This is a genomic window from Bradyrhizobium sp. CCGUVB4N, from assembly GCF_024199945.1.
GTDB lineage: Bacteria > Pseudomonadota > Alphaproteobacteria > Rhizobiales > Xanthobacteraceae > Bradyrhizobium.
The window spans coordinates 5,265,432-5,287,574 of record NZ_JANADP010000001.1 but is presented as its reverse complement, the minus strand read 5'-3'; the positions used below and the strand labels follow the sequence as shown (position 1 = coordinate 5,287,574).

Here is a 22,143-nt window from a genome sequence, read left to right as displayed (position 1 = left end):
TATCAATATCGGTAGGGTTCATGGTCGAATAGCGGGAACGCGCTGAACACACTCGGCGCATTGGTTGCGGTGGCCTGGTGCAGACAGGATTTGTTGACCTCGGCGCACGAGGTGGCGCCAAGCAGCCCAAGGCAGCGCAGCACCTCGTCCTCGAGCAGTTCGAGCATCCGCGTCACGCCGGTCTCGCCGGCCGCCGCCAGGGCCCAGCATTGCAGCCGGCCGATGCCGACGAGGTCGGCGCCCGCCGCGATCGCCTTGACGATGTCGGTGCCGCGGCAGATGCCGCCATCCACCATGATCTTGGCGCGGCCCTTCACGGCGTCGACGATCTCGGGCAGCACATGCATGGCGCCGCGGCCGTGATCGAGCTGGCGGCCGCCATGGTTGGAGACGTAGATCCACTCGACGCCGTGATCGACCGCGATCTGCGCGTCCTCGGCGGTGGCGATGCCCTTGAGGATCAGCGGTATCTTGAACTTGTCCTTGACCATCTTCACGGTCCGCCACTCCAGCCCCTTCTGGAAATCGCCGCCGGTGGCGCGCAGGCGGCTCTCGCGAACGTAGCGCTTGGCGATGTCACGCTCACGACGGCTGTAATGGGCGGTGTCGACGGTCAGGCAGAAGGCGGCATATTTGGCCTTCTCGGCGCGGCTGACCACGTCGGCGACGAATGCGTCGTCGCCGCGAACGTAGAGCTGGTACATGCGCAGCGCGTCGGGAGCGGCTTCGGCGGTCTTCTCCAGACCGGGCTCGGAGACCGAGCTCAACATGTGCGACGCCCCGAAGGTGCCGGCCGCGCGCGCGACGCTGGCGGCTCCGTGGGGATCGAAGATTTCCAGCGCGCCGACGGGGGCGAGCACCACGGGCAGGCGCATCTTGCGGCCGAACTGCTCGACCGAGCCGTCGACCTTGCGCACGTCGCGCAGCACACGCGGACGGAAAGCGATCTCGTCCAGGGCCATGCGGTTGCGGCGCATCGTAGTTTCGGTTTCGGCCGCGCCGACGATGTAGTCCCAGGCGTTCTGGTTGAGGTTGGAACGTGCCTTCCGGATGAATTCGTGCAGGTTCTGGAACGGCTCGCTGCTGGCGCCGAGTTCGACATTCCGTTCCGGCCGGAGTGCTTCGTTCATTGTTATCCTCCCGAGAATTTGAAGCGTTATGTCATCGGGTATCTCGTTCGGCCCTCCAAAACCATCCTAAAATCGCATAGCTGCGAAGCGTGGCTCGGCCGATCGATTCCCGCTTGGCGGGCGATGGTTTCGGAACGTTGCCAAAAGTTTAGGCCAGGGCGAAGGGATTTTTGCGATATACCCGCGGGCGTGGCAGCCCGGCCTTGAAGAAACCTGAATGGTATTGTGAGAACCGGGCTGGATCGCCATTTGCGTGGCGTCCCGTCCCAAGCGAAAAGGCCAACCATTCCATGCGGAAAACCCTGCTGTTCCCCCTGGGCGCGCTTACCGGAGTATGCCTGACCCTTCTCGTATCCGGTCCGCAGGGCGGACTATGGGCGGCACGGGCGGCAGCCGGCGCGGACGATGCCTACTCCCAGCTCAACCTGTTTGGAGAGGTCTTCGAGCGGGTGAAGGCGAGCTACGTCGAGAAGCCCGACAATTCCAAGCTGATCGAAGGCGCGATCACGGGCATGGTGACCTCGCTCGATCCGCATTCCCGCTACATGAACGACAAGGCCTGGACCGAGATGCAGGAGACCACCTCCGGCGAGTTCGGCGGGCTCGGCATCGAGGTCACGATGGAGGAGGGCCTGGTCAAGGTCGTTTCCCCAATCGACGACACGCCGGCGTCCAAGGCCGGCCTCATGTCCGGCGACCTCGTCAGCAAGATCGACGGCGAGAACGTGCAGGGCATGACGCTCGAGCAGGCCGTCAACAAGATGAAGGGCCCGGTCGATACCAAGACCAAGCTGACCATCATCCGCAAGGGCGCCGATGCGCCGATGGATGTCGCGATCACGCGTGAGATCATCCATGTCCGCCCGGTCCGCTTCCACGTCGAAGGCGACATCGGCTACATCCGCGTCACCTCGTTCAACGAGCAGACCACCGACGGCTTGAAGAAGGCGATCGCCTCGATCTCCAAGGACATCCCGCAGGAGAAGCTGGTCGGCTATGTGATGGACCTGCGCAACAATCCCGGCGGCTTGCTCGACCAGGCCGTGTCGGTGTCGAGTGCGTTCCTGCAGCGCGGCGAGGTCGTCTCGACCCGCGGCCGCAATCCGGAAGAGACCCAGCGCTTCACCGCGCATGGCGGCGACCTCACCAAGGGCAAGCCGCTTGTGGTGCTGGTCAACGGCGGCTCGGCCTCGGCCTCGGAGATCGTGGCCGGCGCGCTGCATGATCACAAGCGCGCCACGATCATCGGCACGCGCTCGTTCGGCAAGGGCTCGGTGCAGACCATCATTCCGCTCGGCGCCGGCAACGGCGCGCTGGCGCTGACCACGGCGCGCTACTACACGCCGTCGGGCCGCTCGATCCAGGCCCAGGGCATCGCGCCTGACATCGAGATCCTCCAGGACGTGCCGCCCGAGCTGAAGGGCCGCGTCGACACCATCGCGGAGTCGCAGATGCGCGGCCATCTGCAGGCCGCCGACGGCACCGAGCAGACTGGATCGCAGTCCTATGTCCCGCCGGAAGAGAAGGACGACAAGGCGCTGCACGCGGCCTATGACTTCCTGCACGGCGTCACCGTGAACGCGGCGGCCGCGAAGCCGGCGCCCAAGGCCACGGTGCCGAACTAATCTCTCACGGTCCTTGCGACCTTTCGAGATCGCCCGGGAGCGGATGCCGCTCCCGGGCGATTTCGTTTCGGGACGTCGTCTCAGCTCGGGTTCATCGCGGCAAAGGTCGCCTCGTAGCGGCCCTCGCGCTCGGCCCAGCGCCGCGCGCGATCGCGTTCGACCAGCACTTCGCCGCGGGGATGAACCGCAAGCTCGAGGAGCTGCATCACCTCCGCGACATAGGCAGGAAGCGGCATCGCGCGCGGGTCGCCCGCCTGCTGCGCGCCGGTGAGCTCGGTCTGCACATAGGGTGGTGCAAGCTCCAGCACATCGACGGGGATGTTGCGCAGCTGATGGCGCAGCGATTGGAGCCAGGAATGCAGGAACGCCTTGCTGGCGCAGTAGGTCGGAAAGTCGGCGCGCGGCACGAAGGCGAGGTTCGAGCTCGTCACCATGATCGTCGCATTCCGCTGCGCCTTCAGGATCGGCAGAAACGCCGCCGCCACGCGCAGCACGCCCAGGATGTTGGTCTCCACCATCGCCTCGGCGTCGGAAGCGTTCCAGTCATCGGCGGTCATGTCCTCCGCCTTGGAGATACCGGCATTGGCGATCAGCATGTTGAGCTCGGGGAAGCGCGCGCGAACTTCAGCCGCAAGGCGCGACGGCGCCGCGGGATCGTCGAGGTCGAGCGGCAAGGCGACAATTCCCGAACGGTCGGCCGTGATCTGATCGAGCAGAGACCGTCGCCGTCCCGCGACGATGACGCGATTGCCGCGGTCGTAGAAAGCTTCGGCAAGCGCGCGGCCGATGCCGCTGGTGCCGCCGGTGACGAGGATCGTATTGCCAGTCATCTTCATGGTTGCCTCTCAATGGAGTTGAGGACCACGGCAATCCAGCAAGTGCGCGTGCGGACGATCCCGGCACGACGGCAAACATCCCGGCGCGGGCAAGCCCTGCAGGATGGGACGTCGTGGACGGTTGAGCGACCGCAAGGCGGGGAAGTGATGGCATGACCGTGGCGTCTCGTGAATCGAGATCTCCCTGCTGGGATCCTCTCGACAAAGGACGCGTTGGATGACGGTAACGCCTACGGCAGCACCATGATGGCAGCTGCAGGGACGGACGTATCCGGGCCGGTCCTCGTCGTCAAGCGGGAAGGCCGGATGCGACAGAACGGCGCGTCGGCTCTCTGGTCGAGAAGTATTTACTATTCAACCTTCAGTAGATGATTTACGATGCAATCCGAGGTGCGAGGATAACGCTTGGCCTGTCTGGGGAGCAAAAGCCATGAGCGCCACGCTGCGAGTCCGTCGTTCGATCCAGGATCTCCAGGACGAGTACAACAACGGTAACAAGAAGCCGCTTGAAGACGTGATGCGGGCCTGGAAGGGCATCAAGGAGCTGCCGCCCGACGATCCCAGATCATTCTTCGTGCTCGGGGGCTATCACGGCGAGCCGTTTCGCGGCGCGGGCTGGGGCAACTCGCAGTACTGGGGCGGCTACTGCAATCACGGCAACATCCTGTTTCCGACCTGGCACCGTGTCTACCTGGTGAAACTGGAAGAGGCGCTGAGAAGCATTCTGGGCTGCGCCGACGTGACGCTGCCGTTCTGGGACGAGACCAGCACCGCGTCGACGACCAACGGGATTCCAAGCGCGCTCACCCAGAAGGACTTCGTCCTGGACGGCCAGACGATTCCAAACCCGTTGCGCTCATTCGTGTTTCCGCGAGGCATCGTCGATCATCTCAGCCCGATCCCTGACGCCGATTACAGCAAGCCCGAGGGATACGAGACGGTGCGCTATCCGCTGTCGGGGCTGGTCGGGACGGACGCGGACAAGGCGGCGACGGCGGCGCACAATGCGCAGTTTCCCAACTACGACACCAATGTGGGATTGCTCAACGACAACGTCCGCAATTGGCTGTCCGAGACCGTCATCGTCGATGGCAAGCCCGTCGGCGGCGGGCATGTGAAAGACAAATACACGGCGTGTCTGAACGCGCCGAACTACACGGTGTTTTCCAACACGACGTCCGCGGCGCAATGGTTCGACGACCACGGGCAGCGCATCGTTCCGATCGAGAGCCCGCACAACAGCATCCATCTCGCCGTCGGCGGTTTCGATCTGCCGAAGATTTTCGACGCCTCTCCGATCGACGGGGCGAATGGCGATATGGGCGAGAACGATACCGCCGGCCTCGATCCGATCTTCTTCTTCCATCACTGCTTTGTCGATCGCGTGTTCTGGCTGTGGCAGAAGAAGAACGGGTTCACCGACAAACTCGAGATCATCCCGCAATATCCCGGCACCAATTCCGTCGACAGCCAGGGGCCGACGCCGGGCACGGCGGCGAATTCCTGGCTGACGCTCGAATCCCCGCTGGATCCGTTCAAGCTGACCGAGCGCGGCAAGGAGCGTCCCTACACGTCACAGGACTGCATCAATATCGAGACGCAGCTGGGATATACCTACGGCCCCGGTTCGCTCGATCAGCATGCCTTGCTCGCGGCCGCCGCCAGCGCCGCCGGCAGCGGCAGAACGATCAGTGTGCGCGGCCTCAATCGTGCGCGCATCCGCGGCTCGTTTCTGATCAGCGCATTCGCCAATGTCGATGGACAGCGGCAGCATATCGGGACCGAAGCGGTGCTGAGCCGCTGGCACGTCGACGGTTGCGCGAATTGCCAGACCCATATCGAGGGGAGGGCGGCGATCAGCACGCATTCGCTCGGCGTGGCGGCAGCCCGTATCACCGCCGACGACATCGAGGTTCAGGTCCGCACCCGCGACGGCTTGCTTGGCAGCGGTCCCCAGACGCGCGCGATGGCATCGCTGACGGCCGCTCCGGGGAAGAAGCCCTTCAAGGTCGAGCTGCGATAGTTATCGGGTTTCGTGGCAGCTCAGACATCGCGGTATTGCCTCGATGTCTCATTCCGGAGGATTGAACGATGCCGGATGTTTTTCCCGCAGTTGGTCACAAGTATATCGTCGACTTCAGTTCAGCGAGCGGCGGTCACTTTCGCGTGCAACTCGACTTCACGTCCGAGACGTCGATGACCTATGTCGGCCTCGACGCGAACGGAAATCCGATCCCGGACAGTTCGGAGACGGTCGACATAACGGTCGAACCCATTCGCGACCTGCTTTTCCTCGTCACCTGGCAGGAGCGCGATGGCACGACCGTGGTTCATCTCGAGGACTACAGGCTGAACACCATCATCACGAACATCACGCAACCCGCCAAGGACGCCAAAGCTCGCCCTGACTTCTCGAAATTCCACGGGACGATGAGGCAGATATCCTGATGACTTGACGGCAATTGCGGCGATCGCCGCGGCGCGCCGGTCGGCTAGCTTGCCTCGCGGCGGCGCGCTTCGTTGCCGTCGCGCTGGGCGAGGCGGCTGCGATGGAGCGCGAACAGCTCCATGACCTTGTCGGCGGGCTTTGCAGCGCTGAACAGATAGCCCTGCATTTCGGTGCAGCCGAGCGTGCGCAGCAGCCGCTGCTGCTCCTCGGTCTCGACGCCTTCGGCCGTGGTCGCCATGCGGCGGGCGCTGGCGAGATTGACCACGGCCTGGACGATGCTGGCGGAGCCGTCGGGACCGGCGATGTCATTGACGAAGCAGCGGTCGATCTTGATCTTGTCGAACGGGAAGCGGTGCAGATAGCTCAGCGAGGAGTAGCCGGTGCCGAAATCGTCGAGCGCGATGCGGACGCCGATGGCGCGGAGCTGGTGCAGGATCGCAAGTGCGGTCTCGTCGTCGCGGATCAGCACGGCTTCGGTGATCTCGAGCTCGAGCCGGCTCGCCGGCAGATTGGAGGCGGCCAGCGCCGCCATGATCTTCAGCGCCAGCGTGCCGCTCTTGAACTGGACCGGTGAGACGTTGACGGCGAGGCGGATGTCGTCGGGCCAACCGGCGGCGTCGCGGCAGGCAGTCGCCAGCACCCATTCGCCGATCTCGTTGACCAGCCCGGTATCCTCGGCGATCGGGATGAACTCAGCCGGCGAAACCATGCCGCGCTCGGGGTGGTGCCAGCGCACCAGCGCCTCGCAGCCGGTGATGCGGTCGTCCTTGAGGCTGAGACAGGGCTGGTAATAGACCTCGAGGCCGCCGTAAGCGATGGCGTGGCGCAGATCGATCTCCAACTGGCGCCGCTCGCGCACCTTGGCGTCCATCTCCGGCTCGAAGAAGCGGAAGGTGCGACGTCCGGCGGACTTGGCGGCGTACATCGCCATGTCCGCGTTCTTCAGGATCTGGTCCAGCGCGGTGCCGTGTCCCGGTGCCAGCGCAATGCCGATGCTGGCGTCGGTGGTGAGATGATGGCCCATGCAGTCGAACGGCGTGCGGATCGCCGCGAAGACGCGGGCAACGAGCTCGTTGACCTGGTCCTGCGAGGTCACGGTGCTCTGCACGATCGCAAATTCGTCGCCGCCGAGCCGCGCCACGAAATCGGAGGGGCCGGCGCAGGCGCGCAGGCTCTCCGCCACCGACCTCAACAGCTCGTCGCCGACGAGATGGCCGAGCGCGTCGTTGACGCCCTTGAATTCGTCGATGTCGATGTAGTGCACCGCGAGCTCTTCGCCGTCGACGATGGCGAGAAGCTCTCCGCGCAGATGTTCGTGGAACATGGCGCGGTTCGGCAGGTCGGTCAGCGCGTCGTAGTGCGCGAGATGGGTGATGCGCTCCTCGATACGGCGACGTTCGGTGATGTCTTCGTGGGTCGCGACCCAGCCGCCGTCGCCGAGCGGCTCGTTGACGATCTGGATCGCGCGGCCATCGCCGGTCTCGACCACCATGGAGTTGCGCACGTGGATGTCACGCAGCACCCGCGCGACATACTGCTCCACGTCGCCCGGGAATGAACCGGTGGCCTTGCGGTGCAGGATGATGTCGCGGAAGCTGTAGCCGGGCTTCACGATCTCGGGCGACAAGCCGTACATCTCGATGTAGCGCTGGTTGCAGATCACGAGCTTCTGCGAGGCGTCGAACAGCAGCAGGCCCTGGGTCATGTTGTTGACGGCGCGGTCGAGGCGCTGCTTCTCCAGCGTCAGCCGCTCACGGGACATGCGGTGCTGCGCCAGCAGCTTGCGCACGATCGCGATCAAGAGGCCGGCGATCGCGAGCGCAGAGGCGCCGGCGACCGAAATCAGGATGCCGATCTGCTCGCGCCAGTCGGCAAGCGCCGCTGCGCGCGTGGTCGTCGCCATCATCAGGATCGGGAAGTGTGGCAGGGCCCGCGCCGAGACCAGCCGGTCCTCGCCGTCGACCGGGCTCACGAAGCGTCCGGCGAAGTGATCGAGCGCGAAAACCTTCTGCTGCTCGAACGTGCCGTTCCTGAAATTGTGCCCCATCATTTCGTTGGAATGCGGGAAGCGGGCAAGCAGGGTGCCGTCCCGGTGCAGCATCGAGATCGTGGCACTTTCGCCGAGCGCGACGGACCCGAAGAACTTCTCGAAATTGGCCGGCTCGATGCCGCGCCCGACAACACCCATGAATTCGCCGTGCGCTCCCATGACCTTGCGCACGATCAGGATGGTCCAGGCGCCGGAGATGCGGCTGTACACCGGTTCGATCAGCACGTCGGGCGCCTGCGGATCGTAGCGGAAAGTGCGGAAATAGGCCCGATCGGCCACGTTGACCTTCGGGGCCGGCCATGTCGTCGAGGAGTTGATCACATTGCCATCGGCGTCGATGATGTTGACGCCGCCGATGTAAGGCAGCGCCTCGATCTTCGAACGCAGCATCTGGTGCACATCCTGGCCGGCGAGGCGCCTGCGATAGTCCTCCGCGGTCGTGATTCCGGTCGCGCGCACATGGCCGACGAAATCCTTCTGGATGACCGCGAAATCCTGCAATTGCTGATCGAAATGGTGGGCGAGCAGCAGCACGGTGTTTTCCAGCTCGCGGCCGGAATTGCGTAGCGCGCGCTCGCGGAAATTCTGCGCCATCAGCACCGCGCCGACGGCGATCGCAGCGATCAGGAGTGTACCGCCCACCACCAGCCAGCGGATCGGTCCGCTGCGGACGAAGGCCTGGTCGAGGAGGCGACTGCCGTATCTCGTTATCATGTCGATCGTTGCCGTACACACGTCAGGGTCAATTCACGACCCCCGTAACATCCGTCGGTTTACGGGATCGATGTGGAGGCGACGTTAGGAAGCGCGGTTAACGCGACATAAACCGCAACATACAAATGCGATCGATGCGCATGGCGGGAGGTGTGCAGGTTTTGCCTGCGCCGATCACGATGCCGGACAGTTCTTGCCGGTCACGGCGACGTCAACCCGTGCTTAACCATCTAACGTGTTGACGGTCCTCGCTGCCGCGCTGGCGCGCGATTTGCAAACTGACCGGCGAACCGCGCTCACAACGACGCGGAGAGGATACGATCATGAAAAAGACTTTGAACAATTTCTGGGCCGACGAATCCGGCGCGACCGCGATCGAGTACGGCCTGATCGCCGCCGGCATCGCGCTCGCCATCATCACCGTCGTCAACGGCATGGGCAGCAAGCTCAGTGCAAAATTCGGCTCGATCAGCTCGTCGCTGAAGTAGCAACCTTGGTCAGGCGCGGTAGTGGCCCGACTTGCCGCCGAGCTTCTCGATGAGCTGGATGCCCTCGATGCGGACGCCGCGCTCCACCGCCTTGATCATGTCGTAGATGGTGAGGCAGGCGACGGAGACCGCCGTCAGCGCTTCCATCTCGACGCCTGTGGGGCCGGTCACCTTGACGCTGGCACGCACCACGCAGCCCGGCAGCCTGGCGTCGGGCTCGATGTCGACGGTGACCTTGGACAGCGCGAGCGGATGACAGAGCGGGATTAGCTCCGAGGTGCGCTTCGCCGCCATGATTCCGGCGATACGCGCGGTGCCGAGCACGTCGCCCTTCTTGGCATTGCCGGAGACGATCAGGTCGAGCGTCGCCCTTTCCATGACGACGCGCCCTTCGGCGACGGCCAGCCGCTCGGTCGCGACCTTGTCCGAGACGTCGACCATCCGCGCCTCGCCGGAGGCGCCGATATGGGTGAGGGCAGGGCTCGCCTTGTCCGACGGCTTGGGCTTTGGTTTGGTTTTGGACGGCTTGCGCGCCATATCAGCGCGTGCCCGTGGCGCGGGCCTTGGTCTCGCGCGCGAGCAGCGTGCGCGTCGCCGCGGTGACGTCGGCCTGCCGCATCAGGCTCTCGCCGACCAGGAAGGTCGACATGCCCACGCGCTCGAGCCGGGCGAGATCGGCCGGCGTGAAGATGCCGCTCTCGCCGACCATCAGCCGTTCCGCAGGGATCAGCGGCGCCAGCGTCTCGCTGGTCGCGAGCGTCGTCTCGAAGGTGCGCAGATTGCGGTTGTTGACGCCGATCATCGGCGAGCGCAGCTTCAGCGCCCGCTCGAGCTCGGCGCGATCGTGGATCTCGATCAGCACGTCCATGCCGTAGGCGATTGCGGTGTCCTCGAGGTCCTTGGCGGTGGCGTCGTCGAGCGCGGCCATGATGATGAGGATGCAATCGGCGCCGTGGGCACGCGCTTCGACGACCTGATAGGTGTCGAACAGAAAATCCTTGCGCAGCACCGGCAGCGAGGTCGCCGCGCGCGCCGCCACCATAAAGTCGAGATGGCCTTGGAACGACGGCGCGTCGGTTAGCACCGACAGGCAAGCCGCACCGCCCGCCTCATAGGCCTTGGCGAGCAGGGGCGGATCGAAATCGGCGCGGATCAGCCCCTTGGACGGCGAGGCCTTCTTCACCTCGGCGATCAGCGCATAGTCGCCATTGGCATGCTTGGCCTTGATCGCGCGCACGAAGCCGCGCGGCGCGCCTTGCGCCTTGGCCTTTGCCTCCACCGCCGCGAGCGGCTGCGCGCGCTTGGCTGCGGCAATCTCCTCGCGCTTGTAGGCTTCGATCTTGGTCAGGATATCAGACATGACAGGCTCAGCTGTTCGAGACCGCGATCAGATGCTTCAGCCGCGCACTTGCCGCACCGCTGTCGAGCGATTTCGCACCGATCGCGACGCCCTCCTTGAGGTCCTTGGCGCGGCCCGCGACGATGAGTGCGGCGGCGGCGTTGAGGAGCGCGACGTCGCGATAGGGGCTCGGCTTGCCGTCGAGCACGCTTTGCAGCGCGACCGCATTGGCATCGGCGTCGCCGCCCTTCAGCGCGCCGGGCTCGCAGCGCGACAGGCCGGCGTCCTCGGGCGTCACCTCGAAGTTCCGGATCTCGCCATTATGGAGCGCGGAGACGAAGGTCGGGCCGGTGAGGGTGATCTCGTCCAGCCCGTCGGAGCCGTGCACCACCCAGGCGGATTCGGAGCCGAGATTCTTCAGCACCTGCGCCAGCGGCTGCACCCATTGCCGCGAGAACACACCGACCATCTGCCGCTTCACGCCGGCCGGGTTGGACAGGGGGCCGAGCAGGTTGAAGATCGTGCGGGTGGCAAGCTCGACCCGGGTCGGGCCGACGTTCTTCATCGCAGGATGATGAGCTGGCGCGAACATGAAGCCGATGCCGCATTCGCGCACGCAGCGCCCGACCTGCTCGGGCTTGAGGTCGATCTTCACACCGAGCGAGGCCAGCACGTCGGCCGCGCCCGAGCGCGAGGACAGCGCGCGGTTGCCGTGCTTGGCGACCGGCAGGCCGGTGCCCGAGACGATGAACGACGCGCAGGTCGAGACGTTGACCGAGCCGGAGCCGTCGCCGCCGGTGCCGACAATGTCGACGGCGTCCGCGGGCGCGTCGACTGTGAGCATCTTGGAGCGCATCGCCGCGACCGCGCCGGTGATCTCCTCCACGGTCTCGCCGCGCACGCGCAGCGCCATCAACAGGCCGCCCATCTGCGAGGGCGTGGCCTCGCCGGACATCACGGCGTCGAAGGCGGATGCTGCCTCGTCACGCGACAGGCTGGCGCCGGTCGCCACTTTTCCAATGATCGATTTCAGGTCGTCCATCGCGTGCTTTCAACTCACTGGTTCGCGCCGGTCACCTGCGCGAAGGCGGCCTGATTAATGCTGGTCCCGATGTCGGTTTGAAGCTTGTTGACGTAGGAGGCAACCTGCTCGTCGGTCAGCGAGCGGTCAATGCCGTCCTTCATCTTCTTGACGGCGTCGGAGGCGGTATCGACCGCGGGATCGACGATGTCGGTCACGCGGAAGACGATGACTTCGCTGCCACCGGTCACGGGCGCCTGTCCGACGCCATCCTTGGCGGTGCGGAAAGCGGCCGCGACGATGTTCGCGGGCACGCCGGCCGGCGCGTCGTCGCGCTTGAAGCCGCTCGCGGTCTCGATCTTGGCGTTGATCGCAGCCGCCTCGTCAGCGAGCTTGCCGCCCTGTTCGAGCTTCTGCACCATCTCGGTCGCCTTGGCCTTCAGCTTGGTGGCGATCTGGTCCTGGCGCCAGCGGGCCTCGACCTGGTCGCGAACCTCGTCGAGGTTGCGGTCGCGCGACGGCGTGATGGCGAGCACGTCGTACCAGACATAGCCGTTCTTGAACGAGATCGGATCGTTGTCGACGCCGACGTCGCTGTTGAAGGCCTGCGACACCACATCGAGGCCCTGCGGAATGTTGGCAACGGTCTGCCCGTTCGGCGCACGGCCGGAGCGGTCGACGGCATCGATGGTCACGGCTGTGAGCCCGAGCTTCTGCGCGGCATCGGCGACGCTGGTGCCGGCGCCGCGCTCGTCTTCCATCTTGTCGCGGAGCTCGCCGACCTTGACGCGCGCGCGCTCGGCCGCGATCTGGCGCTTCACGTCGGCGGCAAATTTGGCGTAGTCGGCCTCGGCGCCCGGCTCGATCTTGTCGACCTTGACGATCGAGACGCCGAGACGGCCCTGGATCGGCTGGCTGATCTCGCCTGCGGGAAGCGCGAAAGCGGCATCACCGACGGCGGGTTCGAGTGCGGATTTGGCCACGAGCCCGAGATCGACGTCGGTGGCGCTCAATCCGCGCTCCTTGCCGAGGTCCTCGAAGGAGAGGCCGCCGGCGAGGCGTTCGCGCGCGGCCTGTGCGTCGGCAACGTTCGGGAATACGATCTGGTGGATCTGGCGCTTCTCCGGCGTGGAGAGCTGGTCCTTGCGCTGATCGAACAGTTTCTTCGCGTCGTCATCGGAGACGTCGCTCCACTTGGCGATCTCCTCGGGCGAGATCACGGCGAAGACGATCTTGCGATATTCGGGCGCGCGGAACTGGACCTTGTGGTCCTCGAAATAGGCGGCGAGGGCCTCGGGCGAGGGCGGTTCGATCGTGCCTGCTTGCGCGGTGTCGAGCCGGACGAATTCGATCGCGCGCTGCTCGTTCTGGAAGCGGGTTGCGACGTCGAGCATGGCCTTCGGCGGCTCGAGGCCGGCGCCGATCGTGCCGGTGATCTGCCGGCGCAGCGCGACCTTGCGCTGCTCGGCGACGTAGCGCTGCTCGGTGTAGCCAAAATTGCGGATCAGGCCCTGGAAGCGGTTCGGATCGAATTTGCCGTCGACGCCCTTGAAGTTCGGGTCGTTCATGATGAGTTCGCGGATCTGCTCATCGGATTGGCCGAGCCCGAGCCGCCGCGCGTTCTCGTCGAGGGCGGCTTCCGCGATCGTCTGCTGGAGCACCTGGCGGTCAAGGCCGAATGCGCGCGCCTGTTCGGGCGTCAGCGGGCGGCCGAACTGGCGCCCGATCTGCTGGAGCCGATCGGTGTAGATCTGGCGGAACTCGTTCAGCGAGATCTCGGTGTGGCCGACCTTGGCCACCGTGGACTGGCCGAAGCCCTTGAAGATGTCGGCGATACCCCAAATGCCGAAGCTGATGATCAACACGCCCATCACGACGGCCATGATGGTCTTGCCGACCCAGTTTGATGAGGCCTTGCGCATTCCTCGAAGCATTTGGTCCAACTTGTTTGGCAGGAGGGGAACGGGAGCGCGTCTTAATGCAGATTCCGCAGAAGCGCGTCACCAAATTGATATGCCATCATAAAGTGGCACCTTTCCCCCCGCAACCTCAGGTCAGGCCGGCCTTCGAATCTGCGGTTAAAGGTCCCTGGTCTCTGGAACTGCGGCAGTACCTCTGCTAGCGCATGCACAAACCTCAATTTGCTGGACATTGACATGACCGACGCCATCCGACCGCTGATTGCCGGCAACTGGAAAATGAACGGCCTGAAGGCCGCGGCCGCCGAATTCGACGCCATGCTCAATGGCGCGGCAGAGGTGGCCGGCAAGGCCGATCTGCTGGTCTGCCCGCCGGCGACCCTGATCGCGGCATTTGCGGACAAGGCGCGCGGCAAGAAGGTGGCCGTAGGGGCCCAGGATTGCCATCCCAAGGCCTCCGGCGCCCATACCGGCGATATCGCGGCCGAAATGCTGGCGGATGCGGGTGCGACCGCCATCATCGTCGGCCATTCCGAGCGTCGCGCCGACCACGGCGAGGGCGATGCGCTGATCCGGCAGAAGGCGGAAGCGGCCTGGCGGGCGGGAGCGGTCGCGATCGTCTGCATCGGCGAGACCCAGGCCCAGCGCGATGCCGGCCAGACCCTGGACATCGTCCGCGGCCAGCTCAACGGCTCGCTTCCCGACGGCTCCACGGCCGCCAACCTGGTCGTGGCCTATGAGCCGGTCTGGGCGATCGGCACGGGCCTGACCCCCACGGCCAAGGATGTCGAGCAGATTCATGGCTTTATCCGGGAACTCCTGACCTCCCGGTTCAAGGCTGATGGGGCCGCGATGCGGATCCTCTATGGCGGTTCGGTCAAGCCGTCGAACGCAGCCGAGCTGATGGCGGTCAAAAACGTCAACGGCGCGCTGGTCGGCGGCGCCAGCCTGAAAGCAGCCGATTTCCTTGCGATCGCCAAAGGTTGCCCCTAGCTAAGTGAAAGCGCGGCCGTGTCCGATCGGGGGTGGCAAAGCCACTTCCGATCGTGTAACACCGCGCAACTTCAGGAAAACCCGCGAAGCGCGATCGGCCGCCGTCTCGGCGCTGTCGGCTTGTGACGGAAGGATACTATGCAGACTGTTGTCATCGTCATCCACCTCATGATCGTTGCTGTCATGATCGGTGCCGTGCTGCTCCAGAAGTCGGAAGGCGGCGGCCTCGGCATGGGCGGAGGCGCAGGCTTCATGTCGAGCCGTGGCACCGCGAATCTGTTGTCGCGCACCACCGCGATCCTGGCTGCCGGGTTCTTCCTGACCAGCCTGTTCCTGTCCTGGTACGCCGGCTACAACCGCGCGCCGTCCTCGATCATCGGCACACCGGCGTCGCAGACCCAGCCGGGCGGCGCCAACCCGATCACCGCGCCGACGTCGGGCGGTATTCTGGATACGCTGAAGAAGGCGGACGAGCAGCAGCAGGCCCCGGCAGCGCCGAGCGGCCCGCAGGTGCCTCGCTCGCAATAAAGCAGGGGGGCCATGCAGGGCGGAGGCTACCGTCCTGCATCAACAATCCCCATCAAGGCACTGTCACCACACTTAGTTTTGGCTCACCCACAGGCCCGCAGATTCTTTGGGGCGGAATACGAATCGCTTTGGCGAATCGGATTCGAGGGATTAGAGGTTAGGTCCCATGGCGCGGTACATATTCATCACCGGCGGCGTGGTTTCTTCGCTCGGCAAGGGTTTGGCTTCAGCGGCACTCGGTGCCCTGCTGCAGGCCCGGGGCTACAAGGTCCGCCTCCGCAAGCTCGACCCCTATCTCAACCTCGATCCCGGAACGATGTCGCCGTATCAGCACGGCGAGGTGTTCGTGACCGATGACGGCGCGGAGACCGATCTCGATCTCGGTCACTACGAGCGCTTCACCGGGCGGCCTGCGACAAAGCAGGACAACATCACGACGGGGCGCATCTACCAGGACATCATCTCGAAGGAGCGCCGCGGCGATTATCTCGGCGCGACCATCCAGGTGGTGCCGCACGTCACCAACGCGATCAAGGAGTTCGTCCTCTCCGGCAATGACGATTACGATTTCGTACTGGTCGAGATCGGCGGCACCGTCGGCGACATCGAAGGCCTGCCGTTCTTCGAGGCGATCCGCCAGCTCAAGAACGAGCTGCCGCGCGATCACGCCATCTACATCCATCTCACGCTGCTGCCTTACATCCCGAGCGCGGGCGAACTGAAGACCAAGCCGACGCAGCACTCGGTGAAGGAGCTGCGTTCGATCGGCATCCAGCCGGACATCCTGCTCTGCCGCACCGATCGCGAGATCCCGAAGGAAGAGCGGCGCAAGCTCGGCCTGTTCTGTAACGTGCGCGAGAGTGCCGTGATCGAGGCGCGCGACGCTGACAGCATCTACGCCGTGCCCGAAGCCTATCATGCGGCAGGCCTCGACGACGAAGTGCTCGCCGCCTTCGGCATCGAATCGCGCATCCCGCCGGTGCTCAAGAGCTGGCACCAGATCAACGAGCGTATCCGTAATCCCGAGGGCGATGTCACCATCGCCATCGTCGGCAAATACACCGGCATGAAGGATGCGTATAAGTCGCTGATCGAGGCGCTCTCGCATGGCGGCATCGCCAACAAGGTGAAGGTCAATCTCGACTGGATCGAGAGCGAGATCTTCGAGAAGGAAGATCCGGCGCCGTTCCTCGAGCACGTCAACGGCATCCTGGTGCCGGGCGGCTTCGGCCAGCGCGGCGCGGAAGGCAAGATCAAGGCGGCGCAGTTCGCGCGCGAGCGCGACGTGCCGTATTTCGGCATCTGCTTCGGCATGCAGATGGCTGTTATCGAGGCGGCGCGAAACCTCGTCGGCATCGAGGAGGCCAACTCCACCGAGTTCGGTCCGACCAAGGAGCCGCTGGTCGGCCTGATGACGGAATGGCTGCGCGGCAATGAGCTCGAGAAGCGCTCGCAGGCCGGCGATCTCGGCGGCACTATGCGGCTTGGCGCTTATCCCGCCGCGCTCAATCGCGGCAGCCGCGTCTCGCAGGTCTATGGCGGCGCGACCGAGATTTCGGAACGCCATCGCCATCGCTACGAGGTCAACACCGCCTACAAGGACCGCCTCGAGCAGCACGGCCTGAAATTCTCCGGCCTCTCGCCTGACGGCGTGCTGCCGGAGATCGTCGAGTACGAGGATCACCCCTGGTTCATCGGCGTCCAGTTCCACCCCGAACTGAAGTCGCGGCCGTTCGAGCCGCACCCGCTGTTCGCCTCGTTCATCGCAGCGGCGGCGAAGCAGAGCCGGCTGGTCTAGCCGGCTCCGCTGTTTCCAAAAATCATTATGACTCGCGCGGTCGCTACGCGGCCGCAACGTCCATCCTGCGACAGAAGCAGGAAGCCTTGATCGGCACCTCCGCCCGCGCCTGAGCGAGATCAAGCCGCTGCCTGATCAGCGGTGTCTCGGCCTTGTCGCCGCGCCGCACCAGGCACTCGTGCAATCCGTGAAGCGACCACAGATTGTCCGGATGCTGACAGGCACGGCTTAGCTTTCCATCGAGGCCAAGGTCGGAACGGTACACCGCTTCGGCTTCCTCGATCCGGCCCTGCTCCAGAAGCAGCGCGCCGAGTGCGTGGCGCGGCGGCTGCATCCATCCCCAGGGCTCGTCATAGGGCAGGGCGTCGCTGAGCGCGACCGAACTGCGCAGCTCCGCGAATGCCATGTCGTAGTTGCCTTTGCGATATTCCAGCTCGCCATTCAGCATGGCTTCGGCCACGGCGAGCAGGTTCACGACCTTGTTGTTGTGCACGAGCCGGCTCTCCGGCACCCGCGTCTTCGCCTGCGTGAACAGTGCTTTTTCGTTTTCGGCCTCAGTGATGTGGCCAAGCGCCGAGTGAGCCACCGCCTTGGCGTAGTGGATCATGGCGGTCACCGAGCAGTACAACTCGCGATCCTCCGGCAGCTTTTGAGCAATGATGTCGTTCCATTTGCCGAAGCGCACGAGAACGTGCTGCTTCATCGTCAGATAGCCTTCCAGGAAGTCCGCCATCGGCGGCGACTGAACGCGCAGCACTGGCTCGGGCACGCTCGCAATGAGTTCCTCGGCTGCCGCAATGGCGGGAGCGTACTGGCCCAGGAACATCGCACCGTAGATTGCGAAGTGGAAATTGTGAATGACGTAGACCAGATAGACACCCGGATCGTCCGAATAAGCGAGGAATTTTCGATCCGTCGCCAGCGCCTTCTGGTTATAGAGCAGTACGTCGTTGTACTGCCCGCACAGCACATCGAGATGCGTCGGCATGTGGATCAGATGCCCGCTGTCGGGAACGATCGCACGCAGTCGGTCACCGGCCCGCATCGCCCGTTGCGGGACCGGCGACATCTCCATGAGATGGACGTAGAGGTGTAGAAGCCCCGGGTGATCCCACGCCGCCGGCATTCTGTCGAAGGCCTGTTCGAGTACCATCCTGCATTCCTCGGTGCCGGCTCCCATGGTGGGTTTGCCTGTGGCAAGGTCCCACATCAGCCACGGCGTCTCGTTCATGATCGCTTCGGCGAGGATGGCTCTGACATCGAGATCATCGGAATATGTCGTGAAGACCTTGCGCATCTCGTGCGTGAAGGCCTTGTCCCACGGCGCCATGTCGTCGATTGCATCGCGCTGGGGATAGCGCGCAGACAAGGCGCGGATCAGTGCTTGCTCGATTGGGCTTGCCTTGCCCGCATGCGCGAGCGCCTCCTGCGTCGCGTCGTAAGATGCCGCGAGTGCCAGTTGTCGGCCGTGTGCGTCATAGCGAACCCAGGGCAAGTTGTAGTTGGGGCCGGCGGCGTAGCCGATGCCCCAATGCGCCATCGCACAGTTTCCGTCGGATTCGAGCGCTTTGCGAAAACACTTGATCGCTTCGCCGTGGTTGAAACCGAACACCCAGTTGAGCCCCCGGTCGAACCAGAGTTGGGCATCGGGGGACGACGTGGTGATTTTGCGGCTGTACGGTCCGAGATCAAAATAGGTCATTGGTTGTGCCTCCCTTGATCGTGTCGGCCGCGCCGCCGTTTGCCTTGGGCGTACCTTGGGCGTCCGCGCCGGCCGACGGAAGACCGCGCCGCGACAATATCAAGAACAGTGGCCGGGCGCTATTGAGCCCGTGCTTGCCTTGCGTCTTTCGCGCCCACGTCCGGGTAAGCTCTGCGCGAAGCGTTGCGATCGGGGAGGCGGCCGGTTTAACAATCCGCTTCCGCTGAGACCGGCGGTGAAATCGCCGGCGCCAGCGATCCCGCAACGAGCGTCATCTGCGGCCGACGCGTCAGCTTGTAGACGGCGGCGGGGGGCACGTTCAGGAAGGCGCGGTCCACCAGCGTTGCGCGCAGGCCGAGACGATCGAGCACCGGACGCGGGATCGGGCAGCTCATGCCATAGGTGAACTGGTAGAAGGCGCCGCCAGGGCGGACATAGCTGAATGCGCCACCGAGGATCGAGATCACCTTGCGCGTCGACATGTTGAGCAGCGGCAGTCCGCTCACGACCGCGCCGACGGGCGCGCCGTCATAGAGGCGCTCCGTCGCCAGCCGCGCCGCATCCATCCACAGCACGCGCGCGCCGGGGAAGCGCATCTGCAAGAGCTTCATGAAGTCCGAGCCGTATTCGATCAGCGTGAGATCCTGTGGCCTGACGCCGCGCTTCAGGAGCTTGTAGGTGAACGCGCCGGTGCCTGGACCGAGCTCGAGGATCGGGCCGGTCTTCTCGGTGATCTCGCGCGTGATGAGATCGGCGAGCGCCGCACCCGATGGCGCGATGGCGCCGACCCGACGCGGCGAAGACATCCAGGACAGGAAGAAGGAGAGGAAATCATTGGGCATGCGCACTCCGGCATCTCGATGGCGCCTCCTGGGATCAGAGGTGAGGCGGATGCACTGTCGCGGGAGCAGATTGCGACAGCATTGCGCAGTGAGCCGCGAACGCGGATTGAATCAAATCTGCGGGCCTGGCCGCAGCGTCATTCTGAAGCAGGTGCCGCCGTCGGCGCCATCGGTGACCGAGACCTGGCCGCCATGCAGGAGCACGATCTCGCGCACCATGTTGAGACCAAGGCCGGCGCCGCGATCGAGCGGCGAGAGGCGATAGAACGGCTCGAAGATCTGCTCGCGTTGATCGCGTGGAATGCCGGCGCCTTCGTCGGTGACCTCGATGCAGGCGGGCTTGCTCACGCGAATGCCGATCGTGCCGCGGCGAGGGCCGTGCTGGATCGCGTTCTGCACGAGATTGGTCAGCGCGCGCTCCAGCGCGGCGGCATCGCCGATCGTCTCGATCGGCGATGAGGGCGCATCGAGCGCCAGCTCGTAGCCTGCGGCGATCGCGAGCGGCGCCAGGTCGGCTGCCGCGCTTTGCGCCATCGCGACGAGATCGATGCGCGTGAAGGGATGACCGCAGCGGTCGAGCCGCTGGATGTCGAGCAATTGCTCGGCAAGCGTCGCCAGCCGCGCGGCGTCCTCCAGCAGCCGTGTCTTGTCCGGACCGGAGGGGAGCGATTCCAGTCGCGTGTTCAGGATCGCGATCGGCGTGCGCAATTCGTGCGCGGCATCCGCAACAAAGCGCTTGTGACGGGCATAGCCCTGGTCGAGCCGCGCCAGCGCGTCGTTGACCGCGGTGACCAGCGGCACGACCTCCAGCGGAATTCGTTCCACCGACAGCCGCGCGCCGCGCTGATGGATGTCGATGCGCCGCGCCTGATCCGCGGTGGTATCCAACCCCCTGAAGGCCCGTTGCACGATCATCGGCGTCGCAATGAAGGTCGCGGTACCCATCACGAGCAGACCGGGCAGGGCGATGCCGAGAAACGCCAGCGAGGTCATCAACAGCGCCTTGGCCCCGGTCAGCCGGCCCTGCGTCGCCGTGATGATCTGCACATTGCCGGCGTCGGTCTCGACGCGCTTCAGCCGCGCTGCCGGCTTGCGTGGATCGTCCTCGAACATCTGCCAACCGAGCCGCGCCTGGCTGATCTGGTCGAGGCCGCCGCCGATCGCCGCGAATTCCGGCGGCACGGCGCCTTCGGTCAGGGAATGTCCTTGCCGGTCGCGGACCAGAAACCAGAGGTCCGACGTTTCAGCACGCAGCTGCTTCAAATCGGGCGTCGACCGCAGGATCAGGTCGCCGTCCGCATTATGCGCGAGCGCGCGCTGCACGACATCGATGACGCGATCCTCGTCGCGCTCGGCGAGCACGAAGCCCGAGGCGCAGAGCGCACCGACGACGACGGTAACCAGCGCCAGCAATAGTGCGGCCTGGAGCGCAAGCAGGCGCCAGCTCAATCGCGAGCGCAGGCAATAGGGATCGTCGTGCCTGCTCATGGCAACTTCTTCAGGAGATAGCCGACGCCGCGAATGCCGTGGATCTCCACGCCGGCATCGGCATCGCTGAGCTTGCGCCGCAACCGCGAGATGTGCGTGTCCAGCGCATTCGATTGGATCTCGTCGTCAAAATTGTAGACGGCCTCTTCGAGCGCCGAGCGCAGCACCGTGCGGCCCATTCGGCGGATCAGGGCTTCGAGCACCAGCAGCTCGCGGCGTGGCAGCTCGAACGGCTGGCCGTCGATGCTGGCCTCGCGGTGGCCGACATCGAAGGCGATGCGGCCGGCACGGATCACGTCGGGAGACAGACCCGCGGGCCGCCGCAGCACGGCACGAAGCCGCGCCAGCAATTCCTCGACGGCGAACGGCTTGGCGAGATAGTCGTCGGCGCCGCTGTCGAGCCCGGCGATGCGGTCGGCGAGCTCGCCGCGAGCGGTCAAGACGATGATCGGCACGCCGTCGGCGCGTGCCCGCAGCTTCGGGATCAGGGCGAGGCCGTCGCCGTCGGGCAACTGGCGGTCAAGCAGGACGGCGGCATGGACGTCGGCGGAAATCGCTTCCTCGGCGTCCGCAAGCGTGGGGGCGTGATCCACCACCATGTCGTAGCGCCGCAGCGCCGACGAAAGCGCTGTGGCCATCTCCGCCTCATCCTCGACGAGCAAAATCCGCATGATCCGGCACCTCAACCGCATTGAGCCCTTCTAGCGGCCCGATCATTACGGCAGCATTGCGGGAAATGATCCAGCCATGCGCGAAACGCCGCGGGGGGCGGCCGGGCAGGGCCCAAGACAGCCTCAGGGCCGGCCGCTATAACCGCCGCACCTTTCCAGGGAGCAAAACACCAATGATCTACGAGATGCGCGTCTATCACTGCCTGCCCGGCCGCCTGCCGGCGCTGCTGAAGCGGTTCGAGACGGTGACGCTGAAGCTGTGGGAAAAGCACGGTATCAAGCAGGCCGGCTTCTTTACGACGCTGATCGGTGCATCCAACCAGCAGCTGACCTATTTCCTGGCCTGGGAGTCGCTTGCCGACCGCGAGGCGAAGTGGGGCAAGTTCATGACGGACCCCGACTGGATGAAAGCCCGTGCCGAGAGCGAAGCGGACGGCCAGATCATCGACAATATCGTCAGCCAGCTGCTGACGCCGACCGCCTTTTCGTCAGTGAAATAGCGCCCGTCCGGCATGGGTTGCGACGGGGACTTCCCGCGCAACCCTGATAT

The 22,143-nt window shown here is 64.9% G+C and carries 19 protein-coding genes; 8 read left to right on the top strand and 11 right to left on the bottom strand.

What is annotated here, in order from left to right; all coding sequences use genetic code 11:
- Positions 1-2: 2 nt before the first annotated feature.
- Positions 3-1,130: an alpha-hydroxy acid oxidase gene (locus NLM31_RS24325; protein ID WP_254193924.1), complete on the bottom strand. Its 1,128-nt coding sequence runs from the start codon at positions 1,128-1,130 to the stop codon at positions 3-5.
- 290 nt (positions 1,131-1,420) lie between these two features.
- Here NLM31_RS24325 and NLM31_RS24320 point away from each other — a divergent pair, with 290 nt between their 5' ends.
- Positions 1,421-2,755, top strand: a complete 1,335-nt coding sequence (locus tag NLM31_RS24320; protein WP_254193923.1) for a S41 family peptidase — start codon at positions 1,421-1,423, stop codon at positions 2,753-2,755.
- A gap of 80 nt (positions 2,756-2,835) precedes the next feature.
- Here the strand turns inward: NLM31_RS24320 and NLM31_RS24315 are convergent, their stop codons facing one another.
- Positions 2,836-3,591, bottom strand: coding sequence for an SDR family oxidoreductase (locus NLM31_RS24315; RefSeq protein WP_254193922.1), 756 nt, complete (start codon positions 3,589-3,591; stop codon positions 2,836-2,838).
- 430 nt (positions 3,592-4,021) lie between these two features.
- Here NLM31_RS24315 and NLM31_RS24310 point away from each other — a divergent pair, with 430 nt between their 5' ends.
- Together NLM31_RS24310 and NLM31_RS24305 are read left to right on the top strand one after the other, a co-directional pair.
- Entirely contained in the window at positions 4,022-5,614 is a 1,593-nt protein-coding gene (locus NLM31_RS24310; protein ID WP_254193921.1) for a tyrosinase family protein, read from the top strand.
- Positions 5,615-5,682: 68 nt separating this feature from the next.
- Entirely contained in the window at positions 5,683-6,039 is a 357-nt protein-coding gene (locus NLM31_RS24305; protein WP_254193920.1) for a hypothetical protein, read from the top strand.
- Positions 6,040-6,083: 44 nt separating this feature from the next.
- Here the strand turns inward: NLM31_RS24305 and NLM31_RS24300 are convergent, their stop codons facing one another.
- Positions 6,084-8,804, bottom strand: a complete 2,721-nt coding sequence (locus NLM31_RS24300) for an EAL domain-containing protein (protein WP_254193919.1) — start codon at positions 8,802-8,804, stop codon at positions 6,084-6,086.
- Between the two features lie 323 nt (positions 8,805-9,127).
- On the opposite strand from NLM31_RS24300, the gene NLM31_RS24295 reads away from it, so the two are divergent.
- Positions 9,128-9,292: a Flp family type IVb pilin gene (locus NLM31_RS24295; protein ID WP_254131759.1), complete on the top strand. Its 165-nt coding sequence runs from the start codon at positions 9,128-9,130 to the stop codon at positions 9,290-9,292.
- A 9-nt stretch (positions 9,293-9,301) separates the two neighbouring features.
- Here the strand turns inward: NLM31_RS24295 and moaC are convergent, their stop codons facing one another.
- The 4 genes from moaC to NLM31_RS24275 are packed head-to-tail and all read right to left on the bottom strand — an operon-like array spanning position 9,302 to position 13,586.
- Complete coding sequence (gene moaC, locus NLM31_RS24290; RefSeq protein WP_254193918.1) at positions 9,302-9,829, bottom strand: cyclic pyranopterin monophosphate synthase MoaC; 528 nt, start codon at positions 9,827-9,829, stop codon at positions 9,302-9,304.
- A 1-nt stretch (position 9,830) separates the two neighbouring features.
- The gene (trpC, locus tag NLM31_RS24285) at positions 9,831-10,652 is read right to left on the bottom strand and encodes an indole-3-glycerol phosphate synthase TrpC (protein WP_254193917.1); all 822 of its coding nucleotides are present in this window, start codon (positions 10,650-10,652) and stop codon (positions 9,831-9,833) included.
- Positions 10,653-10,659: 7 nt separating this feature from the next.
- On the bottom strand, positions 10,660-11,673 hold the full coding sequence (gene trpD / locus NLM31_RS24280; protein WP_254193916.1) for an anthranilate phosphoribosyltransferase: 1,014 nt from the start codon (positions 11,671-11,673) through the stop codon (positions 10,660-10,662).
- Between the two features lie 14 nt (positions 11,674-11,687).
- On the bottom strand, positions 11,688-13,586 hold the full coding sequence (locus NLM31_RS24275) for a SurA N-terminal domain-containing protein (protein ID WP_254131755.1): 1,899 nt from the start codon (positions 13,584-13,586) through the stop codon (positions 11,688-11,690).
- A 222-nt stretch (positions 13,587-13,808) separates the two neighbouring features.
- Here NLM31_RS24275 and tpiA point away from each other — a divergent pair, with 222 nt between their 5' ends.
- The 3 genes from tpiA to NLM31_RS24260 all read left to right on the top strand — a co-directional run bounded on the left by tpiA (position 13,809) and on the right by NLM31_RS24260 (position 16,890).
- The gene (gene tpiA, locus NLM31_RS24270) at positions 13,809-14,564 is read left to right on the top strand and encodes a triose-phosphate isomerase (protein ID WP_254193915.1); all 756 of its coding nucleotides are present in this window, start codon (positions 13,809-13,811) and stop codon (positions 14,562-14,564) included.
- Positions 14,565-14,702: 138 nt separating this feature from the next.
- The gene (gene secG, locus NLM31_RS24265; protein ID WP_254131753.1) at positions 14,703-15,092 is read left to right on the top strand and encodes a preprotein translocase subunit SecG; all 390 of its coding nucleotides are present in this window, start codon (positions 14,703-14,705) and stop codon (positions 15,090-15,092) included.
- Between the two features lie 166 nt (positions 15,093-15,258).
- Entirely contained in the window at positions 15,259-16,890 is a 1,632-nt protein-coding gene (locus NLM31_RS24260; RefSeq protein ID WP_254131752.1) for a CTP synthase, read from the top strand.
- A gap of 43 nt (positions 16,891-16,933) precedes the next feature.
- On the opposite strand, the gene NLM31_RS24255 is transcribed toward NLM31_RS24260, so the two are convergent.
- The 4 genes from NLM31_RS24255 to NLM31_RS24240 form a co-directional block, all read right to left on the bottom strand.
- Positions 16,934-18,592 (bottom strand): hypothetical protein, encoded by a 1,659-nt coding sequence (locus tag NLM31_RS24255; protein WP_254193914.1) that lies wholly within the window; start codon positions 18,590-18,592, stop codon positions 16,934-16,936.
- 206 nt (positions 18,593-18,798) lie between these two features.
- Positions 18,799-19,434: a class I SAM-dependent methyltransferase gene (locus tag NLM31_RS24250; protein WP_254131750.1), complete on the bottom strand. Its 636-nt coding sequence runs from the start codon at positions 19,432-19,434 to the stop codon at positions 18,799-18,801.
- A 111-nt stretch (positions 19,435-19,545) separates the two neighbouring features.
- Positions 19,546-20,922: a HAMP domain-containing sensor histidine kinase gene (locus tag NLM31_RS24245; RefSeq protein WP_254131749.1), complete on the bottom strand. Its 1,377-nt coding sequence runs from the start codon at positions 20,920-20,922 to the stop codon at positions 19,546-19,548.
- The gene (locus NLM31_RS24240; RefSeq protein ID WP_254131748.1) at positions 20,919-21,593 is read right to left on the bottom strand and encodes a response regulator transcription factor; all 675 of its coding nucleotides are present in this window, start codon (positions 21,591-21,593) and stop codon (positions 20,919-20,921) included. Before NLM31_RS24240 ends, NLM31_RS24245 begins: the two co-directional genes overlap by 4 nt.
- A gap of 173 nt (positions 21,594-21,766) precedes the next feature.
- On the opposite strand from NLM31_RS24240, the gene NLM31_RS24235 reads away from it, so the two are divergent.
- Positions 21,767-22,093, top strand: a complete 327-nt coding sequence (locus tag NLM31_RS24235; protein WP_254131747.1) for an NIPSNAP family protein — start codon at positions 21,767-21,769, stop codon at positions 22,091-22,093.
- Positions 22,094-22,143 lie beyond the last annotated feature (50 nt).

What these genes read in the sequence shown, in the direction of transcription:
- trpC (WP_254193917.1), bottom strand. Translation starts at nt 10,652, where the DNA reads ATGTCTGATATCCTGACCAAGATCGAAGCCTACAAGCGCGAGGAGATT.
- NLM31_RS24310 (WP_254193921.1), top strand. Translation starts at nt 4,022, where the DNA reads ATGAGCGCCACGCTGCGAGTCCGTCGTTCGATCCAGGATCTCCAGGAC.
- tpiA (WP_254193915.1), top strand. Translation starts at nt 13,809, where the DNA reads ATGACCGACGCCATCCGACCGCTGATTGCCGGCAACTGGAAAATGAAC.
- NLM31_RS24320 (WP_254193923.1), top strand. Translation starts at nt 1,421, where the DNA reads ATGCGGAAAACCCTGCTGTTCCCCCTGGGCGCGCTTACCGGAGTATGC.
- NLM31_RS24245 (WP_254131749.1), bottom strand. Translation starts at nt 20,922, where the DNA reads ATGAGCAGGCACGACGATCCCTATTGCCTGCGCTCGCGATTGAGCTGG.
- trpD (WP_254193916.1), bottom strand. Translation starts at nt 11,673, where the DNA reads ATGGACGACCTGAAATCGATCATTGGAAAAGTGGCGACCGGCGCCAGC.
- NLM31_RS24260 (WP_254131752.1), top strand. Translation starts at nt 15,259, where the DNA reads ATGGCGCGGTACATATTCATCACCGGCGGCGTGGTTTCTTCGCTCGGC.
- NLM31_RS24295 (WP_254131759.1), top strand. Translation starts at nt 9,128, where the DNA reads ATGAAAAAGACTTTGAACAATTTCTGGGCCGACGAATCCGGCGCGACC.
- NLM31_RS24305 (WP_254193920.1), top strand. Translation starts at nt 5,683, where the DNA reads ATGCCGGATGTTTTTCCCGCAGTTGGTCACAAGTATATCGTCGACTTC.
- NLM31_RS24300 (WP_254193919.1), bottom strand. Translation starts at nt 8,804, where the DNA reads ATGATAACGAGATACGGCAGTCGCCTCCTCGACCAGGCCTTCGTCCGC.
- secG (WP_254131753.1), top strand. Translation starts at nt 14,703, where the DNA reads ATGCAGACTGTTGTCATCGTCATCCACCTCATGATCGTTGCTGTCATG.
- moaC (WP_254193918.1), bottom strand. Translation starts at nt 9,829, where the DNA reads ATGGCGCGCAAGCCGTCCAAAACCAAACCAAAGCCCAAGCCGTCGGAC.
- NLM31_RS24255 (WP_254193914.1), bottom strand. Translation starts at nt 18,592, where the DNA reads ATGACCTATTTTGATCTCGGACCGTACAGCCGCAAAATCACCACGTCG.
- NLM31_RS24250 (WP_254131750.1), bottom strand. Translation starts at nt 19,434, where the DNA reads ATGCCCAATGATTTCCTCTCCTTCTTCCTGTCCTGGATGTCTTCGCCG.
- NLM31_RS24275 (WP_254131755.1), bottom strand. Translation starts at nt 13,586, where the DNA reads ATGCTTCGAGGAATGCGCAAGGCCTCATCAAACTGGGTCGGCAAGACC.
- NLM31_RS24235 (WP_254131747.1), top strand. Translation starts at nt 21,767, where the DNA reads ATGATCTACGAGATGCGCGTCTATCACTGCCTGCCCGGCCGCCTGCCG.
- NLM31_RS24325 (WP_254193924.1), bottom strand. Translation starts at nt 1,130, where the DNA reads ATGAACGAAGCACTCCGGCCGGAACGGAATGTCGAACTCGGCGCCAGC.
- NLM31_RS24240 (WP_254131748.1), bottom strand. Translation starts at nt 21,593, where the DNA reads ATGCGGATTTTGCTCGTCGAGGATGAGGCGGAGATGGCCACAGCGCTT.
- NLM31_RS24315 (WP_254193922.1), bottom strand. Translation starts at nt 3,591, where the DNA reads ATGAAGATGACTGGCAATACGATCCTCGTCACCGGCGGCACCAGCGGC.